Here is a 21064-nt window from a genome sequence, read left to right as displayed (position 1 = left end):
GGGGGCCGAGCGGCGGCTGCTGCTCCCCGGCGCGGGACGAGCCCCGGGGTCGGCCGGACCGCCAACGCCGGTCAGCCGGTGCCACCGGCGCCAGGGGGTGCAGTGGCCGCCGGTCGTCCGTCCGGCGGGGGAGTCGGGCACGTGGTGGCAACGGCCGTGCAGCGACTGCGCGTCCGGCGCTCACCGGAACACCGGGTTGGCCGGGCGGTGGCCGATCGTCCTTCCGTGCAAGGGAGTTCGGCGCCCGGCGACGCCGCGCCGACCTCAGCTGCCGCCGACGGCCCCTCGCCCGTCCGGTCCGAACGGCGGCTCGGTACGGTGCCCGTGGCGCAACGGCCGCAGGGAGGTGGCGGCCACGGCCCTGCCGCAGTTCAACGTCTTGCCGCCGCGCAGTCGTCCTCCGGTCACCCGCGCCCCGGGGCTCGGTCCGGCGGGCGGTCGGCCGCGCCGGTGCCCGTGCCCGTGCCCGTGGTCCGCCTCGCACCGCCGGGCATCCAGGCGCTCCCACGGGCGGCCTCACCGCTGTCCGGCGCGCCCTCACCGGTCGTCCAGCGGGCTCAGTGGCCTTCGGCGGCAGCCGAGTTGTCGCCGCAAGGAACGGCCGCGCCGGCCCGCGCCGCGCAGCCCGTACGGCCCGCGCAGCCGGTGGCGCCTGCACGGCCCGCACCCCCCGCGCTGCCCGTGGTCCCTTCGCTCCAGCGGCTGCCGGGCGCGCCCGGCCCGCTGCCACAGGCCCAGGCCCAGCCGCTCGCCGTCCTGTCGTCGCCGGTCGTGTCCCGGTCCGCGGCCCCCGGGGTGCCCACGACACCCGGGGCAGCGCCCATGGCCGCGCGGCCCGGCGGGGCCGGGAGCACCCCGTCCGTACCGTCCCCGCCGCCCGCCGCCCACCACTCCGCACCCGGTGCGGCGCAGGTGTTGCAGCGGGTGGCCGAGCAGGCGGGGCTGGTGGGGGTGCCGTTGACCGCCGTCCCGGCGCGTCGGCCGACCACCGTGCAGGCGGCGCCGACGCACGGCGCGCAGTCCGGTGGGCAACGGCCGCCCGGCGGCACCGAGAAGGGCGGGGCGGCGGCCGAGGGCCCCGACAGGCCCGAGCACACCGCGCCCGCCGACCTGGACGAACTGGCCCGGCGCCTGGTCGAACCGGTCGGCCGCCTGCTGCGCACCGAACTGCGCAGGGGCCGGGAGCGGGCCGGGAAGCCGTACGACCTGCGCCGCTGAGCGCGGGCCGGCGCCGGACGGCCGCCGGGGGACCGGATCGACGTTGACCGTGAGCAGCACAGCAGGAACAGCAGGAGGCGGGGCCGATGACCGACAACATCTTCGCGAGCAGTGTGTTCTTCAGCCTGACGATCGGCGGGAACGACCTGGGCGAGTTCACCACCTGTTCGGGGCTCGGCGCGCAGGTCGAGATCGAGCAGTACGCGGAGGGCGGCAACAACGGCTTCGCCTGGCAGCTGCCGGGCCGGATCACCTGGACGAACATCACGCTGAGCCGCGCGGTCACCGCGGACACCGCCAAGATCGCGCGATGGCTGAACGAGATCGTGCGGAAGGTCGAGCCGAAGGACGGCGAGATCGTGGCGCTGCGGCCGGACCTGAGCCGGATCGTGGGCTGGCAGGTGCTCGGGATCGTCCCGGTGCGGTGGGAGGGGCCGTCCTTCGACCCGTCGAGCTCCCAGCCGGCCATGGAGTCCCTGGAGATCGCCCACGCGGGCCTCCGCCCGTCCTGAGCGCGCCCCTCACCCCCTCCCTCCCCCCAAGCACCCAAGGAGCAGCAGGATGTCCTCGGCGGTCCCCGCGAGTGTCACCCGGGCGCAACTGACCATCATGGAGCCGCCGGCCACCGTCGGCGCCCAGCCCGGCGGTGCGATCGCGCGGCTCCCGCTCCAGTTCAACCCGGCGACCCTGGTGCTGCGCAAGTCCACCGAGTGGCGGCGCACGCCGTCCCGGATGGCGGGCCAGTCGGCCCTGCCGGAGTTCGTCGGCAGCGGCCCGCGCTCGCTCTCCCTGGACGTGTTCCTGGACTCGACCGCGACCCACGACAACTCGGTGGAGCGGGCGGTGGAGCAGCTGATGACGGCCTGTGTGCCGACCCCGACGAGCCTGGCGCGCAAGACCCCGGCCAGCCCGTGGATCCGGCTGGACTGGGGCACCTTGAAGACGACCTCGTTCAACGGGGTGCTGACCGGCCTGTCCGTCACCTACACGCTCTTCGACGTGGACGGCAACCCGCTGCGCGCGGTCTGCTCGCTCTCCATCGACGAGGCGAGCGTCGACCCGGCCGGGCAGAACCCGACCTCCGGCTCCCCGGAGGCCCGCAGCACCCACCGGGTGATCGCGGGCGACAGCCTGCCGCTGCTGGCCTGGCGGGCGTACGGGGACGCGACGGCCTGGCGGACCATCGCGGAGGCGAACGGCATCGACGACCCGCTGGTGCTGGTCCCGGGCGCGGAGCTGATCGTGCCGGGCATCGACGAGCTGACCCGGGGCGGTGCGGCATGACCACGCCCGAGGCCCGGGGCGGCCGGCCGTTCGCCGCGGATCCCGTCGTCGAGGCGCCGGGGCCGCTGCCGCCGGTGTGGGCGGCGCAGCTGGTGTCCTGCGACATCGAGGAGAGCGTGGGCCTGCCGGACACGGCGGTGCTGAGCTTCCGGGACGCCGACCACACCTTCCTCTCCGCGACCGGGATCACCATCGGCACCGAGCTGCGGGTCTCCGTGGTGACGGTGCAGGGCAACACCCGGGTGCGGCTGTTCACCGGGGAGGTGACGGCGCTGGAGCTGGAGGTGGACACCACGGGCTCGTACACGGTGGTGCGGGCGGCGGCGGTGACCCACCGGCTGATGCGCGGGCGCCGGGTGAAGGCCTTCCGGAACATGACCACCGCCGACATCGTGCGCGAGGTGGCCACGGGCGCGGGCCTGGCCTGCGGACGGGTCGACTCCTTCCCGGTGGTGCACCAGCAGCTGTCCCAGGCGAACGTCCCCGACTGGGAGTTCCTGCAGTTCCTGGCGCAGGAGAGCGGCGCGCAGGTGCGGGTGGACGACGACGGCAAGCTGGAGTTCGCCCGGCCGCAGCCCGCCTCCTCGGCCCCGGCGCCGAGCACGCCCGCGCCGCAGAACCCGCTGGTGCTGGAGTACGGGCGCAACCTGCTGGAGCTGCGCGGGGTGCTGACCGGCGCGGCCGGGGCGGACACGGTCGAGGCGCGCGGCTGGAACGTCACCACCAAGAGCGCCCTGGTCGCCACCGAGCCGTCGGTGGCCTCGACCACCGTACTGCCGGGGCTGAGCCCCTCGGTGGTGGCCTCGGCCTTCCCCGGCCAGGCCAGGCTGACCGTCGCCGACACCCCGTACCGCACCCAGGCGGAGACCGCCGCCGTGGCCCGTTCGCTGGCGGCCTCGGTGGCCGGGGGCTTCGGCGAGCTGGAGGTGGTGGCCGAGGGCAATCCTCGGCTGCGGGCCGGCACCGCCGTCGCCCTGGGGAACGTCGGCGCGGCCTTCTCCGGCCGCTACACCGCCACCGGGGTGCGGCACCTGCTGGAGCCGTTCCGCGGCTACCGCACCACGGTGGTGGTCAGCGCCTCGCCGGACCGTTCGCTGGCCGGGCTGACCACCGGCGGCAACGCGCCGCCGCGCGGGCCGCGGATGCCGGGCCTGGCCGTCGCCGTGGTCACCGACGTCCGGGAGCCGGGCGCCGGGCAGCGCGGCTGGGTCCGGTTGAAGTTCCCCTGGCTGGACGACAGTTACGTCTCCGACTGGGTGCGCACCGTGCAGTGGGGCGGCCACGGGGGCGGCGGCGTGGTCAGCCCGGAGGTCAACGACGAGGTGCTGGTGGGCTTCGAGCAGGGGGACCTGGACAGCCCGTACGTGCTGGGCGGGCTCTACAACGGCGTGGACCGGCCCTCGCCGCACGACGTGCCGCTGGTCGACGCGACCGCCGGCAAGGTCAACCGCCGTTCCGTGGTGTCCCGTTCGGGCCACCGGCTGGAACTGCTGGACGTGCCGGGCGGCAGCTCCGGGGTCCGGCTGGCCAGCGGCGACGGGAAGCTGGAGGTCCGGCTGGACCAGCAGCGCGGGGAGATCCTGCTGACCGTGCACGGCGGGGTCGGCGGGGCGGGCAGCACGGTGCGCCTGACCTCCTCAGGCATCACTCTGGACGCGGGCACCGGCGAGGTGAACGTGCGCGGCGGTTCGGTGACCGTGCGCGGCACGACCGCGGTCACCGTGGACGGCGGAGCCGAGGCCGTCCTCAAGGGGGCGTTCGTGCACATCAATTGACGGACCATCAGGACAAGCAGCAGGATCGTGCCCGGCAGGGCGCCCTCGGAAATGGAGACCGCACATGCCCCCCGCAGCCCGGACCGGCGACCCGACCGACCACGGCGGCGTCCTCACCACCCCGCCGCCCGGTGCCGTCAAGGTCGCGACGGTGCTGATCGGCGGCCGCCCCGCCGCGGTGGCCGGCAGCGTGCACGCCTGCGTCCCGCACGTGGAGCTGGGCCCCGCCAACCTGGTCGAGCCCCAACTCGGCGGACTGACCGGGGGAGTGGTGTTGATCGGGGGCCTGCCCGCGGCCCGGATGGGTGACAAGACCACCTGCGGTGCCACCATCATCGCCGGGGCTTTCAACGTGCTGATCGGCGGCGCACTGTGAGCGAGCGCGGCGAGCGGGTCATCGACAGGCGCGCACGGGCGAACGCCCCTGCCCGGCGCAGCGAGGCGGGCGCATGAGCAACGACTTCATCGGCCGCGGCTGGGCCTTCCCGCTGCGGGTGAACGCCACCGGCGGGATCGGCATGGTGGAACGGGACCGGGAACTCGCCGAGGCGATCCGGCTGATCCTCGGCACCGCCCCCGGCGAGCGGCCGATGCGCCCTGAGTTCGGCTGCGGCATCCACGAGTACGTCTTCGCCCCGGGCGACAGCACCACCGCCGGGCGGATCGCCCGCGAGGTGCGGATCGCACTGGAACGCTGGGAGCCGCGGATCACCGTCGACGACGTGGTGATCGCCTTCGACCGGGTCGACGAGGGCACGCTCTACATCGACGTGCACTACACCGTCCGTGCCACCAACGACCGCCGCAACCTGGTCTTCCCCTTCTACACGATCCCGGAGTCCCCGGGGGCGGAAGCCCTGGACCCGCAACCGGCCGCCGCCGCGCACGGAGGTGCCCGCTGATGGCCCTGCCCTCCCCGAACCTGGACGACCGCCGGTTCCAGCAACTCGTCGACGAGGCCAAGCGGTACGTGCAGCAGCGCGCGCCGGAGTGGACCGACCACAACGTCTCCGACCCGGGCGTCACCCTGATCGAGACCTTCGCCTACCTGGTCGACCAGCTGCTCTACCGGCTGAACCGGGTGCCCGAGAAGAACTACACCGCCTTCCTGGACCTGCTGGGCATCCGGCTCTTCCCGCCCGCCGCGGCCCGCGCCGAGGTCGACTTCTGGCTCTCCGCCCCGCAGTCCGAGACGGTCCTGCTGCGCGCCGGCACCGAGGTGTCCACGCTGCGCACCGAGACCGACGAGGCGGTGGTCTTCGCCACCGCCGAGGACCTCCCGGTCGTCCCCAGCGCACTGGAGCGGCTGGTCACCGTCACCGCCGCCGGCGAGCAGGCCGACGTCACCGGACGACTGGCGGACGGCGTGGACGTGCGGTGCTTCCAGCCCCGCCCGGCGGCCGGGGACGCCATGCTGTTCGCCCTGCCCGCCGTGGTGCCGCGCTGCATCCTGGCCGTCCGGCTGGACAGCCGGGTGGAGGGCGTCGGCGTCGACCCGCGCCAGCCCCCGCTGGTCTGGGAGGTGTGGGACGGCGCCCGCTGGATCGCCTGCGAGACCGGCAGCGACACCACCGGCGGCCTCAACCGGCCCGGCGAGGTGGTGGTGTTCGTGCCCGCCGGGCACACCGCCTCGGTGGTGGCCGGGCGGCGGGCCGGCTGGCTGCGCTGCCGGGTCACCGAGCCCCGGCCCGGCCAGCCGTTCTACTCCGAGTCCCCGACCGTGCGCCGGGCCGAGGTGTTCACCGTCGGCGGCACCGCCACCGCCGTGCACGCCCGGACCGTCACCGACGCGCCGCTGGGCACCTCGGAGGGCGTCGCGGGCCAGCGCTTCCGGCTCGCCCGCCCGCCGGTGCTGCTGGACGGCGGAGCGCCGGTGGTCGAGGTCTCGGCCGGGGACGGCTGGCAGCGCTGGACCGTCGTCGAGCACTTCGGCGACTCCGCGCCGACCGACCGGCACGTGGTGCTGGACGCCACCAACGGCGAGTTCCTCTTCCCGCCTGCCGTCCGGGAGCCCGACGGCAGCCTGCGCGCCTTCGGCGCGGTGCCGCCCAAGGGCGCCCAACTGCGCGTCCCGCAGTACCGCACCGGCGGCGGGATCGCGGGCAACGTCGCCCGGGGCACCGTCACGGTGCTGCGCAGCTCCGTCCCGTACGTCGCCCGGGTGGACAACCGGGAGGCGGCCCGGGGCGGGGTCGACGGCGAGACGGTGGAGAACGCCAAGGCGCGCGCCCCGCACCAGCTGCGGCTGCAGGAACGCGCCGTCACCGCAGGGGACTTCGAGCTGATCGCCCGCCATGCCGCGCCCTCCGCCGCCCGGGTCAGCTGCGTGCCCGCCACCGGCGGGGAGGCCGGGGCGGTCCGGGTGCTGGTGGTGCCGGACGCCGTCGCCGACGAGGGCGAGCGGCTGCGGTTCGAGCAGCTCATCCCGGACGAGCAGGTGCTGGCCGAGGTGGCGGCCGCGCTGGACGAACGCCGGCTGATCGGCACCCGGGTCCTCGTCCAGCCGCCCGCCTACCAGGGCGTCACCGTGGTCGCCCGGCTCACCACCCGCGCCCCGGACCCCGACCGGGTCCGTGAGGCGGTGCTGGACGCGCTCTACCGCCACCTCAACCCGCTGCGCGGCGGCGCCGCCGGCACCGGCTGGCCGTTCGGCCGGGCGGTGCAGTACGGGGAGGTGTTCGCCGTGCTCCAGCGGGTGGCCGCCGTCGCGGGCGTCGAGGAGCTGCGGCTCTTCCCGGCCGACCCGATCACCGGACGCCGGGGCGCGCCCACCGAGCGGGTCGACGTCCCGCCGGACGCCCTGGTGTTCTCGCACCAGCACCAGGTCGTGGTCACCGCGGTCGCCGAGGACGGCACCTCATGACCAGAGCCGCCGTCCCCGGGCTGCCCAGCCCGCACCCGATCGGCGAACTGCTGCCCGCGCTCTTCGCCGACGACGACTTCGCCCAGCGCTTCACGGCCGGCCTGGACACCGTCCTCGCCCCGGTCTTCGCCACCCTGGACAACCTGTCCGCCTACTTCCGGCCCGAACTCGCGCCCGCCGACTTCCTCGACTGGCTGGCCTCCTGGGTCGCGGTCGAGGTCGACCCGGCCTGGCCGGAGGAGGTGCGCCGGGCGGTGGTCGGGCGCGCGGTGGAGCTGCACCGCTGGCGCGGCACCCGGCGCGGACTCACCGAGCGGCTGCGGCTGGTGCTGGGCGCCGGAGCCGAGATCACGGACGGCGGCGGAGCCGTCTGGTCCACCGACCCGGACGGCGAGCTGCCACCCGCACCGGGCGGCGGCGGGGTGCTGGTCCGGGTCTGGCCGCTGGGCGGCGCGGGGCTGGACGAGGACCAGGTGCTGGCCGTCGTCCGGGCCGGCTGCCCGGTCCACCTGACCTGCCGGGTCGAGATCCTGCCCGGTCCACCCGGGCGAGCGGAGGGCTGACGGATGCCGGTGTGTCCCGAATGCGGCACGGCCAACGCGGAGGGCGACGACTTCTGCGGCAACTGCGGCGCCTACCTGGGGTGGTCGCGCCGCGCGCCCGCCGCGGGGGCCGGGGCCGGGCCCGCTCCGGTGGCCGGGCCTGCGCCTGCGCAGGCGCAGGCGGCGTCCGAGCCCGAGTCCGCTGCGCCTGCTGCGCCGGAGCCCGCTGCGCCGGAGCCTGCTGCGCCCGAGCCGACCGCCCCCGACACCTCGCGTACCTGGCGGAACGTCTCCCGACGGGTCACCAGCCGGAGCCGGCGCGCCCAACCGGCCGCCCCGGAGCCCGCTGCTCCAGAGCCTGTTGCACCGGCACCGGCACCGGCACCGCCACCGGCACCGCCCGTCCAGGAGCCGCCCGTCGAGGAGCCGCCGTCCCCGGCGGCCGTCGAGACCTCGCGCTCGACCTCCACCCGGGCGCGGCCCGTACCGGCTCCCGCACCGGAGCGGGACCCGAAGCCGCAGCCACCCGCCGTACCGCCTGCGGCACCGCCCGCGGCACCACCCGCCGCACCGCAGAGCGACCCGGTCGCCGTGCAGCCCGCCAAGCCCGTCGCGCCGCGCCCCGTCGTCCGGGCCTCCGCCGTCGAGGAGGCCCAGGACGGCCCGCCCTGCCCCCGCTGCGGCACCCCCAACCTGCCCGAGCGCCGGTTCTGTCGCCGCTGCGCGGCCCCGCTGACCGTCACCGCGGCCGCCCCGGAGCTGCCCTGGTGGCGCACCCGGTGGCCGTTCCGGCGCCGGGTGCGGATCGGCGGCTCGGGCAACGCGCTGCGCCGCACCATCGCGCTGATCGTGCTGCTCGCGCTGGTGGTGGCGGGGGTCCTGCTCTACCCGCTCGGCAAGAACGCCTACCAGGACGTGCTGGACAAGCTGGGCAGCACCGCGCCGGTCTCGCCCTCGCTGACCACGGCGTCGGCCGCGGTCGAGGGGCACCCCGCGAGCGCGGCCGACGACGGCCTCTCCAACACCTACTGGGGCGCGCCCGCGATCGGCGACTCCGTCGACTTCACCTTCCGCACCCCGTTCCGGCTGGTGGACCTGATCGTCCACACCGGCGCCTCCGCGGACCCGGAGCAGTTCCGGCAGCAGGCCCGCCCGCTGGTGCTCGCCCTGGAGGTGACCGCCTCGGACGGCGAGGTGCACCGCAAGCAGATCACCCTCAACGACCAGCCGGGCCCGCAGACCGTGGCGACGGGCATCAGCGACGTCGTCCGGGTGAAGCTGACCGTCCGCGAGGCGGCGGGCACCGGCCCGGGCCGCACCGTGGCACTGGCGGAGGTGGAGTTCTTCAAGCGGACGTGAAGGGGTGCCCGCCGCCGCGGTGGTGTCGCCGGTCGCCGGTGCCCGCCTCGGCGGCGCGGCTGGTGAAGGCGACCGAGAGGTCCGCCGGGGTCGCGCCGTGGGCGCCGAACAGCGGGGATCAGACGGCGGGCTGGTCGTGGGTCGAGCAGTGGATGCCGCCGCCGCCGGAGGCGATGGTGTCGATCGGCACGGGGACGATCTCGCGGTCCGGGAACTGGTCCTTGAAGACCTCCCGGGCGTGCCCGTCGGCCTTGGCGTCGCCGAACAGCGGCAGGTACACGCCCTTGTTGCCGATGTAGAAGTTCATGTACGAGGAGACGAAGGCGTCGCCCCGGCCGGTGATCCGGGCCGGGTCGGGCTGGCTGATCTCGATCACCTTGAGCTTTCTGCCGGTGGCGTCGGTGGCGTCCGCGAGTACGGCCCGGGCCTGGTCGGCGGAGCGGGACCAGACGTCCGCGGGCATGCCGGGGAAGGCCCGGTCCAGGAAGACCACGCCGGGGGCGGCGAAGCGGGCCAGGCAGTCGACGTGGGCGTCGGTGATGTCCTTGCCCTTGACGCCGGCCAGCCAGATCACCTTGGTCACGCCGAGCGCCTTCCTGAGCTCGGCCTCGACCTGGTCCCGGCTCATCCCCGGGTTGCGGTTGGCGTTGACGACGGAGCTCTCGGTGACCATCAGGGTGCCCTGGCCGTCGGTCTCGAAGGAGCCGCCCTCGGCGACCAGCGGGGTCTCGACGCGCTCGACGCCGAACCTGGCCAGCACCGTCCGGGCGATCTTGGAGTCGTTGGCGTGCTGCTGCTTGTCGCCCCAGCCGTTGAAGTTGAAGTCGACGCCCTTGACCTTGCCGCCCTCCTCGACGAACACCGGCAGGGTGTCGCGGGCCCACAGGTCGTCGACGGCCGCCGGCACCACCTCGACGGCCGAGCCGCAGGCCTTCTGGGCGGCCTCCTGCTGCTCCGGGCGGGCCATCATGACGACGGGTTCGCGGGCGGCGATGGCCTGGGCGAGGCCGGCGATGTCCTTGCGGACCTCCGGGAGCTGCTCGCCCCAGACGCTCTCGGAGGCCGGCCAGGACATCACGGTGCGCTGGTGCTTCTCCCACTCGGCGCCGAAGCGCCGGGCGCCGGGGGTACCGGGCTGCTGGGACGGCGGCACGGCGCCGTCGGGGTCGCCGAGGCCGTCGGGGTCGCAGGCGGTCAGGCCGAGGGTGAGGACGCCGACTCCGGCGCCGACGCCGGCGATGGAGCGGATCATGCTGCGGCGGGACATGGCGTTGGTCATACGGGCTCTCCGGGCAGGGGTCGAGGGTGGTCCGGGAAGGGCAGCTGGTGCGGCTCGGGCTCGGCTCGGGCTACGGCTACGGCAGCGGCTCGTGCATGGTCGAGCAGTGGATGCCGCCGCCCCCGGCCATCAGCCGGTCGACGTCGAGCTGGACGACGTGGCGGCCGGGGAAGGCCGCGGCGAGCGCGTCCCGGGCGGCGGCGTCCTTGTGGGCGTCGCCGAACTGGGCGGTGATGACCCCGCCGTTGACGAGGACGAAGTTGAGGTAGGAGTCGACGAACCTGGAGCTGCGGGAGCGGACGGTGTCCGGGCCGTGCACCGGGATGACCTGGAGCCGGCGGCCGCGGGCGTCGGTGGCGGCGGAGAGGACGGCGAACTGTTCGCGGGCGTCGCGCGCCCAGGAGTCGTTGCGGTCGGCCGGCGGCAGCTGGACCATCACCACGCCGGGGCGGACGAACCGCGAGGTGACGTCGACGTGGTCGTCCGTGATGTCCTCGCCCTTGATGCCGGGCAGCCAGATCATCCTGTCCGCGCCGTAGGCCTCCAGGACGGCGTCCTCGATCTCGTCCCGGCTCATGCCGCGATTGCGGTTCTTGTTGACCAGGCTGCTCTCGGTGGCCATCACGGTGCCGTCGCCGTCGGTCTCGACCGCCCCGCCCTCGCCGACGAAGTCCGCGTAGGAGTGGCGCAGGCCGCGGTGGGCGGCGATCCGCTCGGCGGCCCGGGCGTCGTCGTGGTGGACCTGCTTGTTGCCCCAGCCGTTGAAGTTGAGGACCACGGCCTCCAGGCCGCCGTGGCCGTCCCGGCGGAACACCGGGGCGATGTCGCGCATCCACAGGTCGTCGGTGGGGATCGCGGTGATCACCTCGACGGACGGGCCGCACCTCGAGCGGGCCTTGTCCGCGGTGTAGTCGTCGGGGGCGCACATGACCACGGGCTCGAACCGGGCGACGGTGCGGGCGATCAGGGCGATGTCCTCCTGGACGCCGCCCAGGCGCAGCCCCCAGACGCCCCGGCGGGAGGGCCAGGACATCCAGGTCCGCGCATGGGGGACGTCGTCGGCAGGCACCCAGGGGCCCGACTCGCCGGAGTGGTCGTCGTGGTAGCTCACGGTGGTCTCCTGATCGTGCGGGGGTGCGCAGGTGCCGTTCGCGCCGCGGCCCGGGACCGGTCCGTGGTCGGGGGAAGGGCCGCAGCCGTCTCTACTCTCCGGGTGACGGCGCGTGGGCGCAGAGCGGGACGGAGTCAACGGACAGGGCGGCCGGCGCCTGCTGTCCCTGCAGCGTTTCACTGACTGAAAAGTCGGTCAAGTTCGGACATGTGCCGTGACTCTCACCGCAGGGGCCGTCACGCAGCGCGCCGTCCGGGCCCGCCCGCTGCACGGTTCAGGCGTCGAGCCGGGCGATCTCGCTGTCGATCGCCTCGGCCATCAGGGCGCGGGCGTGGGCGACCGGCAGGCTGCCGCTGAGCCAGCGGGTGCTGAGGCCTTCGAGCAGGGCGGTCAGCCGCTCGGCGGCGCCGGCCAGCGCGACCGCCGAGGACATCGGCTGTACGGCGCCGAGCAGTCCGGCGATCTCCTGCACCCAGACCCGGGTGGCGCGGGCGAGGTCCTCGCGCAGGGTCTCGTCGAAGACGGCGCTGGCGCGCAGCTCGCCCCAGGCGGTGCTGTTCTCCCGGACCTCGACGCTGTCCTGGAGTTCGAGCAGCAGGGTCTGCTCCAGCTCCTCGCGCGGCGTCAACGGCAGTGCGTCCGGGGCGCGTTCGGTGGTGTAGCGCTCGGCCCGGTCGTTGATGAACTCCAGCGTCTGCCGGAGGATGCCGGTGCGGTCCTTGAAGTGGTAGTAGATCAGCGCGGTGGACACGCCCGCCTCGGCGGCGAGCTCCTCCACCCGCAGCCCGCGCACGCCGCGCCGGGCGATCACCCGCGCGGCTGCTTCCATGATCGACGTTTTCCTACTGGCCACGGTCCACCACCTTACCCGCGGGGCACGCCAAGATCACTCCGCATGCTGAAAGTCCCGTCAGCTGGGATGCCGGGGGGTGGGCCGTACGTCCTGACGACTTTCGGACAAGCTGCGCCCCGGGAGTGGAATTCTCCGATCCTCCGCTGAACTTTCACGTCTCCACCACCTAGGGTGACTCTCGTTCGACCGCCGGGTGGACCGGCGCAACGGGGGCACCTCATCCTCCTCAACACCCCAGGAGCACACCGGACATGATCCTGCGTCAGATAGTGAAGTGCGTGAGGGCCCTGGCGACCGGCCGGGGCGTGGGAGCCGCCGTGGCGTCGATCGCCCTGGTCGCGGCGGTCGCTCTGGGCGGCACCGTCTCCGGTATGTCCACGGCCGAGGCCCGGACGGCGGGCTGGGGCAACGGCGGCAAGTGGAGCTGCTCCGGGCAGCCCGTCGCCGCCGGGAACGTCATCACCGACCACGACCCCAGCGGGTGCAGCGGCGCCGGCTCCTGGTACCAGCAGCCGGCCAAGGACGGCATCTGGACCTGCTCCGGCTCCCCGGTGGTGGCCGGCTACGTGATCACCGACCACCAGACCACCGGCTGCCGGGGCATGGGCTCCTGGCGGCACAACCTCGTCCACGATGGCATCTGGACCTGTTCCGGCTCGCCCGTCGTGCCCGGCTACGTCATCAGCAACCACTTCCGCAGCGGCTGCGGCGGCATCGGCAACTGGCAGCACAGCCTTCCGCACGACGGCATCTGGACCTGCTCGGGCTCCCCGGTGGTGGCCGGCTACGTGATCACCGGCCACACCGTGGCGGGCTGCGACGGCGCCGGCTCCTGGCGCCACAACACCGCCCGCGTCGGCCTGTGGACCTGCCCGGGCTCGCCCGTCCCGGCCGGCTTCCGGGCCACCCAGTACAACGCCGGCGCCTGCGACGGCCTCGGCGGCTGGGTCCTCGCCCGCGCCTGACGCACCGGCACCGGGCAGGTCGCCGTACGACCTCCTCGTACGACCTCTCCGCGCGACCTCTCCGTACGACCTTCTCGTCCCGGCCGGCCCGGTCCCCGTCCTACCGGGCCGGGTCGGCCAGGACGGCCTGCGCCGCGTTGTGCCCCGGGATACCGCTGACCCCGCCGCCGCGGACGGCGCCCGCCCCGCACAGCAGCACGTTCGGGTGCGCCGTCGCCACGCCCCAGCGGGCGGCGGGGGCCGCCCGCCCCTCCCCGCCGTCGTCCCCTTCCTCTTCATCAATGAAGGGGAAGGCGAGGTCGCGATGGAAGATGTGCCCGCCCGGCAGCCCGAGCTCCCGCTCCAGCGCCGGCGGCGTCCGGGCCTCCACGCAGGGCCGTCCGTCGGCGTCCACGGCCAGGCAGTCGGCGATCGGCTCGGCCAGCACCGCGTCCAGCTGCGCCAGGCTCGCGGCCAGCGCGCGCTCCTCGGCCGCCGGGTCGCCGAACAGCCGGGCGGGCATGTGCAGTCCGAACAGCGTCAGGGTCTGGTACCCCAGCCGGACGGCCTCCGGCCCGAGGATGGACGGGTCGGTGAGGGAGTGGCAGTAGATCTCGGACGGCGGTGCCGAGGGCAGGCGGCCGGCCAGTGCCTCGGTGTACGCCGTCTCCAACTGCCGGTAGCCCTCCGCGATGTGGAAGGTCCCGGCGAAGGCCTCGCGCGGGTCGGCGGCGGTGTCCCGCAACCGGGGCAGTCGGCGCAGCACCATGTTGACCTTGAGCTGGGACCCCTCCGGCGCGGGCCCCGGGTCCTCGCCCAGCAGCCGGGCCAGGGTGGCCGGTGCGGCGTTCACCAGCACCCGTCGCCCCGCCACCGTCGTCTCGCCGTCCCGGTGCCGGTACGTCACCTCGGCGTCGCCCCGGCCATCGGTGGCGACGGCCGTCACCTCGCAGCCGGTCCGGAGCTCCGCCCCGGCCGCCCGGGCGGCCCCGGCCAGGGCGTCCGTCACCGCGCCCATCCCGCCGACCGGCACGTCCCAGTCGCCGGTCCCGTTGCCGATGACGTGGTAGAGGAAGCAGCGGTTCTGTCGCAGCGCGGGGTCGTGGGCGTGGGTGAAGGTGCCGATCAGCGCGTCCGTCAGGACCACGCCGCGCACCAGGTCGTCCGTGAAGGTCCGTTCGACCGCCTCGCCGAGCGGCCGCTCGAACAGGGCCGTCCAGGCGGCCTCGTCGCCGACCAGCCGACGGAACTCGGCGCGGGTGCGCAGCGGTTCGGTGAGGGTGGGGAACACCCGCCGGGCGACCTCCGCCGTCATCCCGTAGAAGCGCTGCCAGGCCTGCCACTCCCGGTCGCCGCCGGTCAGGCTCCGGAACGACTCCCTGGTGCGCTCCGGGTCCGCCGCGTCCACCAGCAGCCCGGTGGGCTTCCCGTCCCGCAGGGTGGGGGTGTAGGAGGAGATCCGGCGGCGGCGCAGGTCGAGCCGCAGCCCGAGGTCCCGTACCACCTGCCGGGGCAGCAGGCTGACCAGGTAGGAGTAGCGCGACAACCGGGCGTCCACGCCGGGGAACACCCGTGCGGAGACGGCGGCCCCGCCCACCCTGGGCAGCCGTTCGAGGACCAGCACCCGCTGCCCGGCCCGCGCCAGGTAGGCCGCCGCCACCAGTCCGTTGTGCCCACCGCCGACGATCACGGCGTCGTACCGGGATGACACGATCGTGGTCATCCGGTCACGGTACGACACCCCACCCGTGCGGGGAACCCCCGCGATCTCACACCACGCCGTAACAGATCAGGCGCCACCCAGACCTTCAGGAGCCCCCACGCCTGCCACGGCGGAGCGCCCGCCGGGCCAGTGTCCTGCTGCCGTTGAAGAAGTCGTTGAACCGGTCCAGCCCCCAGACGGCTCGGAGGACGAACGGCTGCATCAGCAACGACATCGACGGCGGGTACTTCGAGGCGTCCGACCAGATGCCGGCGAGGTCGTCCGACATCTCACCGTCGACGATGTAGTCGGCGAGCTGATGGGCCACGTACGGCACCTGACAGAGGCCGTGCCCGTTGCAGGCCATCGAGTAGAAGACGTTGCCGCCCACCTGCCCGGCGATCGACAGCCAGTCCGGGCTGATGCCGATCCAACCGCCCCAGGCCCGCTCGATGGCCACGTCGGACAGCGACGGGAACCGGTTGGCCAGATCCTGGACGGTGCACGGTGCACAGGCCAGTCGTGCCCTTGGGTTCACACCCTCCCCGAGTTGGGCGCGACCTCGGAAGATCTCGCGCGCGGCCGCCACGGTCACGGGATCCGGCCCCGTGGTACGTTCCGGGACCAAGGGGGCGACATGGACGAGACTTCGACGGCACGTGCGGAACTGGACCGACTGGGTCGGTCCCTGCGCGTACAACTGGTCACCCTGGTCAAGGACTTGACCGTTCGTGTCCACCTCCGCCGACTCACCCTGGGCGAGCCGCAGCCGGAGATCACGGACCGGCCCGATCCGCTGCGGTACCACCACTCGATGGCGTACCAGGGCAATCGTCCGGCGACCGTCACCGCCACCGAGACGTCCGACCGGGCGGTCTCCCTCCTCCACGCGGCCGGGTGGGACGTCACGACGTCGCAGCTGGACGACGACGGGAGGCTCTGGACGGTGATCCTCGCCCGCCGGGACGGCAGCACCATCCGCGTCCTGACGAGCGACGACACACCCGCGGTGGTCTTCCGCGGACAGACGGCGGACCTGGCCCTGACCGCCCCGCAACCGGAGCCGGTGTCGGAGCCGGAACCTGAGCCGGTGCCGGAGCGCCCCTCGGAACCCCAGCCCGAACCGGAACCGGAGCCGGTGCGTACGCCGGAGACCCTCACACCCGGCTACGTCCTCTGCTACGAGTGCGACGGCCTCGGCCGCTGCCCCACCTGCCACGGCCGCGGGTGGCTCCCCCGCCGCCCCGACGGCAAGCGCCGTTGCGGCGAATGCCGCACGACAAGGCTCTGCGTCATCTGCCGGGGCGCCGGCGAGCTGAGCGTCTACGGACTGTCCTCCTACCAGCGCGGCTACTATCCGGACCTGGACCGGGACTGACCAGGGCTGTTGCGGAGCGTCACAGCCGCGGGGCCATCCGATGCCGGTTCGGATGGCCGTGAAGCCGGGGCGAGTTGAGTTCCAGCGCCCGGTTGTCGAGTCCGGCACTCATCTGGTTGAGCCAGCGCTCGTACCAGGCGAGGAAGTCGGTGGCGGAGGAGACGTTGGGCCCCCAGTACCCGTCGCCGTTGCCGACGAGGACGCGGCCGGTGAGGGGCCCGGTCACCGCGATGACGCACACGTCGGTGCACCCCATCTCGATGATGTGGAGGAAGAGGTCGCGATCGTGCGACCCGGTCTCCGGGCGGCCGAAGCCCCGGGGGGTCCCCGGTGCTCCGCGCGGCTCCATGACCAGCAGGGAGCACCGCTCCAGCGGCACGAGCCCGTAGAACGGTGCCGCGCCGGAGCCGCCGAGGTGCCTGAGGAACTGCCGATAGGCGGAGGGCAGGGCGACGCCGTGTTCGGCCTCGAAGGCAGCGATCCGCGCCTCCGACAGCTTTGGTCCGAGGCGGAACCTGTGTTGCTCCTCCCCGAAGGAGTGGCTGCGCAGTGGCTGGAACGGGATCGCGGCCAGCCTGCGACGCAGGCGGGGTATGCGGGGGTCCATGGTGGGTCTTCTCTCGTCCCCGTAACCCTAGAGGTGGGCGAAGCACCGCAACCGCTCCATCCGGAGACCGCTGCCTCGCATCCCGGCGGCGTCCCCGGGGCGGGCGCGGGCGTCCCGGGACGCAGCAGGGACGCGCGGACGGCGCCGGGGACGGGCTTCGGACGGAACACTGGCGAACTGCGCCACCGCCCCGCCCCCACCGCCCCCACCGGGCCGCCGGAACCCGGCGCACGAACGCCCGGCCCGGAACCGACCACCACCAGCCCCCAGAAGGATCCATGCGCATCTCCACCTCCCTCAAGCGGGCCGCCCTGGTCGGCGTGGCCGTCATCGCCCTGGCCACGGGCGTCAACGGCACCGCGAACGCCGCCACTTACGACGGACAGGACCCGATCTCCTCCGGCTGCGCCGCCGACGCGATCACCGCGAAGTCCGTGCCCCTGAACGCGGACGGCATCGGCCAGGTCGGCACCCTCGAACTGCGCTACAGCCGCTCGTGTCGCACGGCCTGGGCCCGCGTCTACTCCCGCGGCAACAGCCTCTGGGCGAACGTGGTCCGCCAGAAGGACAACCAGCGCTCGGGCTGCGACAAGGCGTCCTGGGACTCGGGCTCCGGGCAGTACTACTGCTACACGCCCATGGTCAACGACGCCGGTTACCTCTCCTACGCCGTCGGCAACGCCACCGACTCCTCCGGGCAGATCGGCAGCCACGCCGGATACACCCCCCTGTACTGACACCGGTCCACCCGCGACGACACTGCCCCCGGGGGCCGCCGGCCCGCTCCGGGGGCAGCCTCGTCGGGACGGCGCCGAAGCCCTGCCCCGGACACCGGCTCGTTCGCCCGAACGAGCCGCGGCCGTAGGGGCCGGTCCGGCCTTCCGTGTCGAGGTGTCAGGGGATGAACTGCGCTCCGAGCAGGCCGTGGCCGGCGGCCGCCGCCGCGCGCCACACCGGGGGCACGCCGTCGAGTAGTGCGGTGATGTCGTCCCGACTGCCCTCGTCGTGGAGGGCGGCGGTGAGCAGGAGTTCGGCCTGGTGCCGGCTCTGCGGGGTCCAGTCGTAGGCGCGTTCGACGGCAGGAAGGGTCTGCACGACCTGTTCCGGGGTGAGGAGGAGGTCGCCGAACCAGCCGGGCAGTTCCGCGAAGCGCTGCGGGCCGAGGGCGAAGGCCATGGCGGAGGCCGGGTAGGCCTTGCGGGCGGAGACCACGAGGTGCGGCAGGGACCTGTCGTAGCCCTGTTCCCAGGCCTCGTAGACGGTGCAGATCCGCTCGTCCAGTGCGGACGGGGCGGCCAGATCGATGAACCGGTCCATGGCCTCCGGGGTGCTGCCGCCGGCTCGCCACCAACGGAGGAGGTCCGTGGACGCGGCGAGCGCGGCCTCCGCCTCGATGACCGGAGCGAGTTCCGGCGCGTACCGTGCGACGGCCTCGGGCCGCACGGGGATCAGGCACCACATGCCCAGGAAACTCATCGGCGGCCCCTTCGTCGTGTTGCCCTGATGGTGCCACCCCCCTCTGACAACGGGCTGCCGCCCGCAGGCCGGAAGGCCCGCCAGCCTGCCCGGACCCACCGTCTGCAACAAGCTGTCGAGTGAGATTCCGTCACAGGTGGAGGGGTGACTGTGCGTGCCGGTGGTGTTACGCTCCCCGCAAGAGAGAGCTGGCTCTCACTTCTTGGGTCCGGGTGCCCGTTCGTCCGCCCCGGCCCGGGCGTGTGGGAGAGAGCCGCTCCGTCGAGTGTTCGCTGCTCTTGTGGCCCTTCGGCCGGTGAGGAGAGACCATGACCACGCCCGCACCGCAGTTACCCTTCGAACGCCCCAACGCCCTGGACCTGGCGCCGCTGCTCGCGCGCCTGCGGGAGGAGGGCCCGATCACACGGGTGACGACACCCGCCGGTGATCCGGCCTGGCTGGTGACCCGCTACGAGGAGGCCCGGGAGATCCTGAGCGACACCCGGTTCTCCCGGCTGCGCCCCGACACCGCGGACTCCCCGAGGATCTCGGCCTCGGCGCTGCACACCCGCACGGCCGGCACGCCCGAGGAGGAGGACCGCGAGCACGCGCGGATGCGGCGGATGCTGGCACCCGCGTTCAGCGCGCCGCGGATGCGTCGGCTGGGCGAGCGGATCGGCGAACTCGCCGCGTCCTGCCTGGACGCGATGGAGGAGCAGTGTGCACGAGACCCCCGACGCGCCGTCGACCTGCACGACCACCTGTCCTTCCCGCTGCCCGTGATGGTGATCTGCGAGCTGCTCGGCGTGCCGGTCGCCGACCGGGAGCTGCTGCGCGGCTGGTCGGAGCGGATCGCCGCACTGTACGGCGAGGCCGACGGGGCCGCGGCCATGGCCGAGTTCGAGGCGTACGTGGCCGCCGTCGCCGAGGACAAGCGCAGGCGGCCGGGGCAGGACGTGATCAGCGACATCCTGGCCGTACAGGCGCAGGACCCCTCGTTCACCGAGGAGGAGATGACCCGCCTGGCGGTGGGGCTGCTGTTCGCGGGCCACGAGACGACGGCGACCCGGATCGACCTCGGGGTCCTGTTCCTGCTGAGCGACACCGCCCGGCGTGACCGCTTCGCCGCCGACCCCGAGGGATCGGCCCGCGCCACCGTGGAGGAGGTCCTGCGGATGGCCGCGCCCGGCGCCCTGGGCCTGATCCGCTACGCCCGCGAGGAGATCACCGTCGCGGGGACGGCGATCGCGCGGGGCGAGGCGGTGCTGGTGGCGATCAACGCCGCGAACCGGGACGGGCGGGCGTTCGAGGAGCCGGACACCTTCGACCCCTCGCGTTCCCCCAACGCCCACCTCGCCTTCGGGCACGGCGGCCACTACTGCATCGGCAACGCGCTGGCCCGCACCGAGATGCAGATCGCGCTGACCGCGCTGTTCCGACGCTTCCCCGGCCTGCGACTGGCGGTGGACGCGCGCAGCCTGCGCGACCACTCCGAACGGCTGGCGGGCGGCATCGGCGAGGTCCCGGTCCGGTGGTGAACGGCCCTGTGGAGCTGCCGACACCAACCCGGGCGTGAGGCGTCGGGCGTGAGGCGTCGGGCGTGAGGCGTCGGGGCGTCAGGGTGTGCGGGCGCGCAGCGCCGGGGCGGGGCAGGGCAGCGGGCGGGCCCCGGTGGGGGAGAGGCCGTCGAGGACCAGGGCCAGGTACCGGCGCCAGCCGTCCTCACCGGGCTCCACCGTCCACAGCACCGAGACCAGCATGACGACGACGCGGTGCAGGTCGTCGGGCACCAGGTCGGTGCGGAGCACGCCCGCCGCCTGACCGCGTGCCAGGAGGACGTCGAGGGCGGCGAAGAACTCCTCACCGGTCGCCGGGGTCAGCACCCCGGCGGCGCGGGCGGCGGCCAGCACGTTGTAGTCGCCGGCCACCGACTCCAGAGCCGCCGCCAGCACCCGGGCCAGCCCGCCCGCAGGATCGGGCTCGTGGGCGGCGGCCTGGATGACGGGCCGGACGTGCTCCTCGAAGCGCTGGTCCAGCACGGCCCGCAGGAGTGCGGCCTTGTCGGGGAAGCGGCGGAAGAGCGTGGCGGCCCCGAGGCCGGCCCGCCGCGCCACGTCGTGGAGATGGGCGTCGGGGCCCTGCTCGGCGAAGACCTCCCGGGCAGCCCGGATGATCTTCTCCGCGTTGCGGGCGGCGTCGGCGCGCAGCAGCCGGGGAGCGTCGGGAACCATCCCGGCACCCTATCGCCGCAGTGGGCGAGCCGGCCGGTGACGTACGTTCAGCCCCCATGCACGTTCCCACGCGGCCCCGGGGCCAGGCATTTGTTTCGGGCGAGGAGTAGGGGTACTGTCTCCCAGTCGCCCGACAGGGAGCACCGGACACGCGAAAGCGCGGACGGTTCCGGGGCGGCCAATCCACGAGAAACAGCACAGGCCGGTTTCGGCATGCCTGCTTATCGGGATTGCGGCCGGATTCGCTTTTCGGAGCGGGGCTCGGTTAGAGTTTGAAACGTCGGACGGGGCATCAAACCCCGGAAGGCGCCAGCGAGTTGGATGACGAAGCCCCGGAAAACGGAGCGGAAAACATCTGATAAGCTGGGAACACGAAAGAACGAAGCGCCCGGAGGGCCCGCTGGAAGGCGGTCCGAAGGAAGCGTCCGTTCCTTGAGAACTCAACAGCGTGCCAAAAGTCAAC

The 21064-nt window shown here is 74.1% G+C and carries 21 protein-coding genes; 13 read left to right on the top strand and 8 right to left on the bottom strand.

The window, feature by feature from the left end; translation table 11 throughout:
• Nucleotides 1–822 precede the first annotated feature (822 nt).
• The 9 genes from AB0F71_RS36180 to AB0F71_RS36140 all read left to right on the top strand — a co-directional run bounded on the left by AB0F71_RS36180 (nucleotide 823) and on the right by AB0F71_RS36140 (nucleotide 9041).
• Complete coding sequence (locus AB0F71_RS36180) at nucleotides 823–1218, top strand: hypothetical protein (protein ID WP_360244225.1); 396 nt, start codon at nucleotides 823–825, stop codon at nucleotides 1216–1218.
• An 86-nt stretch (nucleotides 1219–1304) separates the two neighbouring features.
• Nucleotides 1305–1730 carry a phage tail protein gene (locus tag AB0F71_RS36175; RefSeq protein WP_360244222.1) on the top strand — a complete coding sequence of 142 codons (426 nt, stop codon included), beginning with the start codon at nucleotides 1305–1307 and terminating at the stop codon, nucleotides 1728–1730.
• A 49-nt stretch (nucleotides 1731–1779) separates the two neighbouring features.
• Entirely contained in the window at nucleotides 1780–2502 is a 723-nt protein-coding gene (locus tag AB0F71_RS36170) for a LysM peptidoglycan-binding domain-containing protein (RefSeq protein WP_360244219.1), read from the top strand.
• Nucleotides 2499–4277, top strand: a complete 1779-nt coding sequence (locus AB0F71_RS36165; protein WP_360244216.1) for a VgrG-related protein — start codon at nucleotides 2499–2501, stop codon at nucleotides 4275–4277. Before AB0F71_RS36170 ends, AB0F71_RS36165 begins: the two co-directional genes overlap by 4 nt.
• 64 nt (nucleotides 4278–4341) lie before the next feature.
• Entirely contained in the window at nucleotides 4342–4653 is a 312-nt protein-coding gene (locus tag AB0F71_RS36160) for a PAAR domain-containing protein (protein WP_360244213.1), read from the top strand.
• 73 nt (nucleotides 4654–4726) lie between these two features.
• A complete protein-coding gene (locus AB0F71_RS36155; protein ID WP_360244210.1) occupies nucleotides 4727–5179 on the top strand; it encodes a GPW/gp25 family protein in 453 nt (150 codons plus the stop codon).
• Complete coding sequence (locus tag AB0F71_RS36150) at nucleotides 5179–7140, top strand: putative baseplate assembly protein (RefSeq protein ID WP_360244207.1); 1962 nt, start codon at nucleotides 5179–5181, stop codon at nucleotides 7138–7140. Before AB0F71_RS36155 ends, AB0F71_RS36150 begins: the two co-directional genes overlap by 1 nt.
• A complete protein-coding gene (locus AB0F71_RS36145; protein ID WP_360244204.1) occupies nucleotides 7137–7703 on the top strand; it encodes a phage tail protein in 567 nt (188 codons plus the stop codon). The genes AB0F71_RS36150 and AB0F71_RS36145 overlap by 4 nt, the downstream gene beginning before the upstream one ends.
• A 3-nt stretch (nucleotides 7704–7706) precedes the next feature.
• Nucleotides 7707–9041, top strand: a complete 1335-nt coding sequence (locus AB0F71_RS36140; RefSeq protein ID WP_360244201.1) for a zinc-ribbon domain-containing protein — start codon at nucleotides 7707–7709, stop codon at nucleotides 9039–9041.
• A gap of 118 nt (nucleotides 9042–9159) precedes the next feature.
• On the opposite strand, the gene AB0F71_RS36135 is transcribed toward AB0F71_RS36140, so the two are convergent.
• From AB0F71_RS36135 to AB0F71_RS36125, 3 genes are all read right to left on the bottom strand, one after another.
• Nucleotides 9160–10320: an agmatine deiminase family protein gene (locus tag AB0F71_RS36135; protein ID WP_360244198.1), complete on the bottom strand. Its 1161-nt coding sequence runs from the start codon at nucleotides 10318–10320 to the stop codon at nucleotides 9160–9162.
• A gap of 76 nt (nucleotides 10321–10396) precedes the next feature.
• A complete protein-coding gene (locus AB0F71_RS36130) occupies nucleotides 10397–11431 on the bottom strand; it encodes an agmatine deiminase family protein (RefSeq protein ID WP_360244196.1) in 1035 nt (344 codons plus the stop codon).
• 274 nt (nucleotides 11432–11705) lie between these two features.
• A complete protein-coding gene (locus AB0F71_RS36125) occupies nucleotides 11706–12260 on the bottom strand; it encodes a TetR/AcrR family transcriptional regulator (protein ID WP_360244193.1) in 555 nt (184 codons plus the stop codon).
• A 275-nt stretch (nucleotides 12261–12535) separates the two neighbouring features.
• Between AB0F71_RS36125 and AB0F71_RS36120 the strand changes: the two genes are divergently transcribed.
• Nucleotides 12536–13249, top strand: coding sequence for a hypothetical protein (locus tag AB0F71_RS36120; protein ID WP_360244189.1), 714 nt, complete (start codon nucleotides 12536–12538; stop codon nucleotides 13247–13249).
• Nucleotides 13250–13349: 100 nt separating this feature from the next.
• Here AB0F71_RS36120 and AB0F71_RS36115 read toward each other — a convergent pair whose 3' ends face one another.
• Together AB0F71_RS36115 and AB0F71_RS36110 are read right to left on the bottom strand one after the other, a co-directional pair.
• Nucleotides 13350–14951, bottom strand: a complete 1602-nt coding sequence (locus tag AB0F71_RS36115; RefSeq protein ID WP_360244187.1) for an NAD(P)/FAD-dependent oxidoreductase — start codon at nucleotides 14949–14951, stop codon at nucleotides 13350–13352.
• A gap of 85 nt (nucleotides 14952–15036) precedes the next feature.
• Nucleotides 15037–15468, bottom strand: coding sequence for an FAD-dependent oxidoreductase (locus AB0F71_RS36110; protein WP_360244184.1), 432 nt, complete (start codon nucleotides 15466–15468; stop codon nucleotides 15037–15039).
• Between the two features lie 99 nt (nucleotides 15469–15567).
• Between AB0F71_RS36110 and AB0F71_RS36105 the strand changes: the two genes are divergently transcribed.
• The gene (locus AB0F71_RS36105; RefSeq protein ID WP_360244181.1) at nucleotides 15568–16308 is read left to right on the top strand and encodes a hypothetical protein; all 741 of its coding nucleotides are present in this window, start codon (nucleotides 15568–15570) and stop codon (nucleotides 16306–16308) included.
• Between the two features lie 19 nt (nucleotides 16309–16327).
• On the opposite strand, the gene AB0F71_RS36100 is transcribed toward AB0F71_RS36105, so the two are convergent.
• The gene (locus AB0F71_RS36100; RefSeq protein ID WP_360244178.1) at nucleotides 16328–16915 is read right to left on the bottom strand and encodes an SMI1/KNR4 family protein; all 588 of its coding nucleotides are present in this window, start codon (nucleotides 16913–16915) and stop codon (nucleotides 16328–16330) included.
• A gap of 278 nt (nucleotides 16916–17193) precedes the next feature.
• Here AB0F71_RS36100 and AB0F71_RS36095 point away from each other — a divergent pair, with 278 nt between their 5' ends.
• Nucleotides 17194–17652 (top strand): DUF2690 domain-containing protein, encoded by a 459-nt coding sequence (locus AB0F71_RS36095; protein WP_360244175.1) that lies wholly within the window; start codon nucleotides 17194–17196, stop codon nucleotides 17650–17652.
• Nucleotides 17653–17809: 157 nt separating this feature from the next.
• Here AB0F71_RS36095 and AB0F71_RS36090 read toward each other — a convergent pair whose 3' ends face one another.
• Nucleotides 17810–18391 carry a hypothetical protein gene (locus AB0F71_RS36090; protein ID WP_360244172.1) on the bottom strand — a complete coding sequence of 194 codons (582 nt, stop codon included), beginning with the start codon at nucleotides 18389–18391 and terminating at the stop codon, nucleotides 17810–17812.
• 308 nt (nucleotides 18392–18699) lie between these two features.
• Between AB0F71_RS36090 and AB0F71_RS36085 the strand changes: the two genes are divergently transcribed.
• The gene (locus AB0F71_RS36085; RefSeq protein ID WP_360244169.1) at nucleotides 18700–19908 is read left to right on the top strand and encodes a cytochrome P450; all 1209 of its coding nucleotides are present in this window, start codon (nucleotides 18700–18702) and stop codon (nucleotides 19906–19908) included.
• Nucleotides 19909–19986: 78 nt separating this feature from the next.
• Here AB0F71_RS36085 and AB0F71_RS36080 read toward each other — a convergent pair whose 3' ends face one another.
• A complete protein-coding gene (locus tag AB0F71_RS36080) occupies nucleotides 19987–20601 on the bottom strand; it encodes a TetR family transcriptional regulator (RefSeq protein WP_360244166.1) in 615 nt (204 codons plus the stop codon).
• Between the last annotated feature and the right edge of the window lie 463 nt (nucleotides 20602–21064).

Source organism: Kitasatospora sp. NPDC028055 (assembly GCF_040637885.1).
GTDB lineage: Bacteria > Actinomycetota > Actinomycetes > Streptomycetales > Streptomycetaceae > Kitasatospora.
The sequence above is the reverse complement of the archived record's forward strand: the minus strand, read 5'-3'. Positions and strand labels throughout refer to the sequence as shown.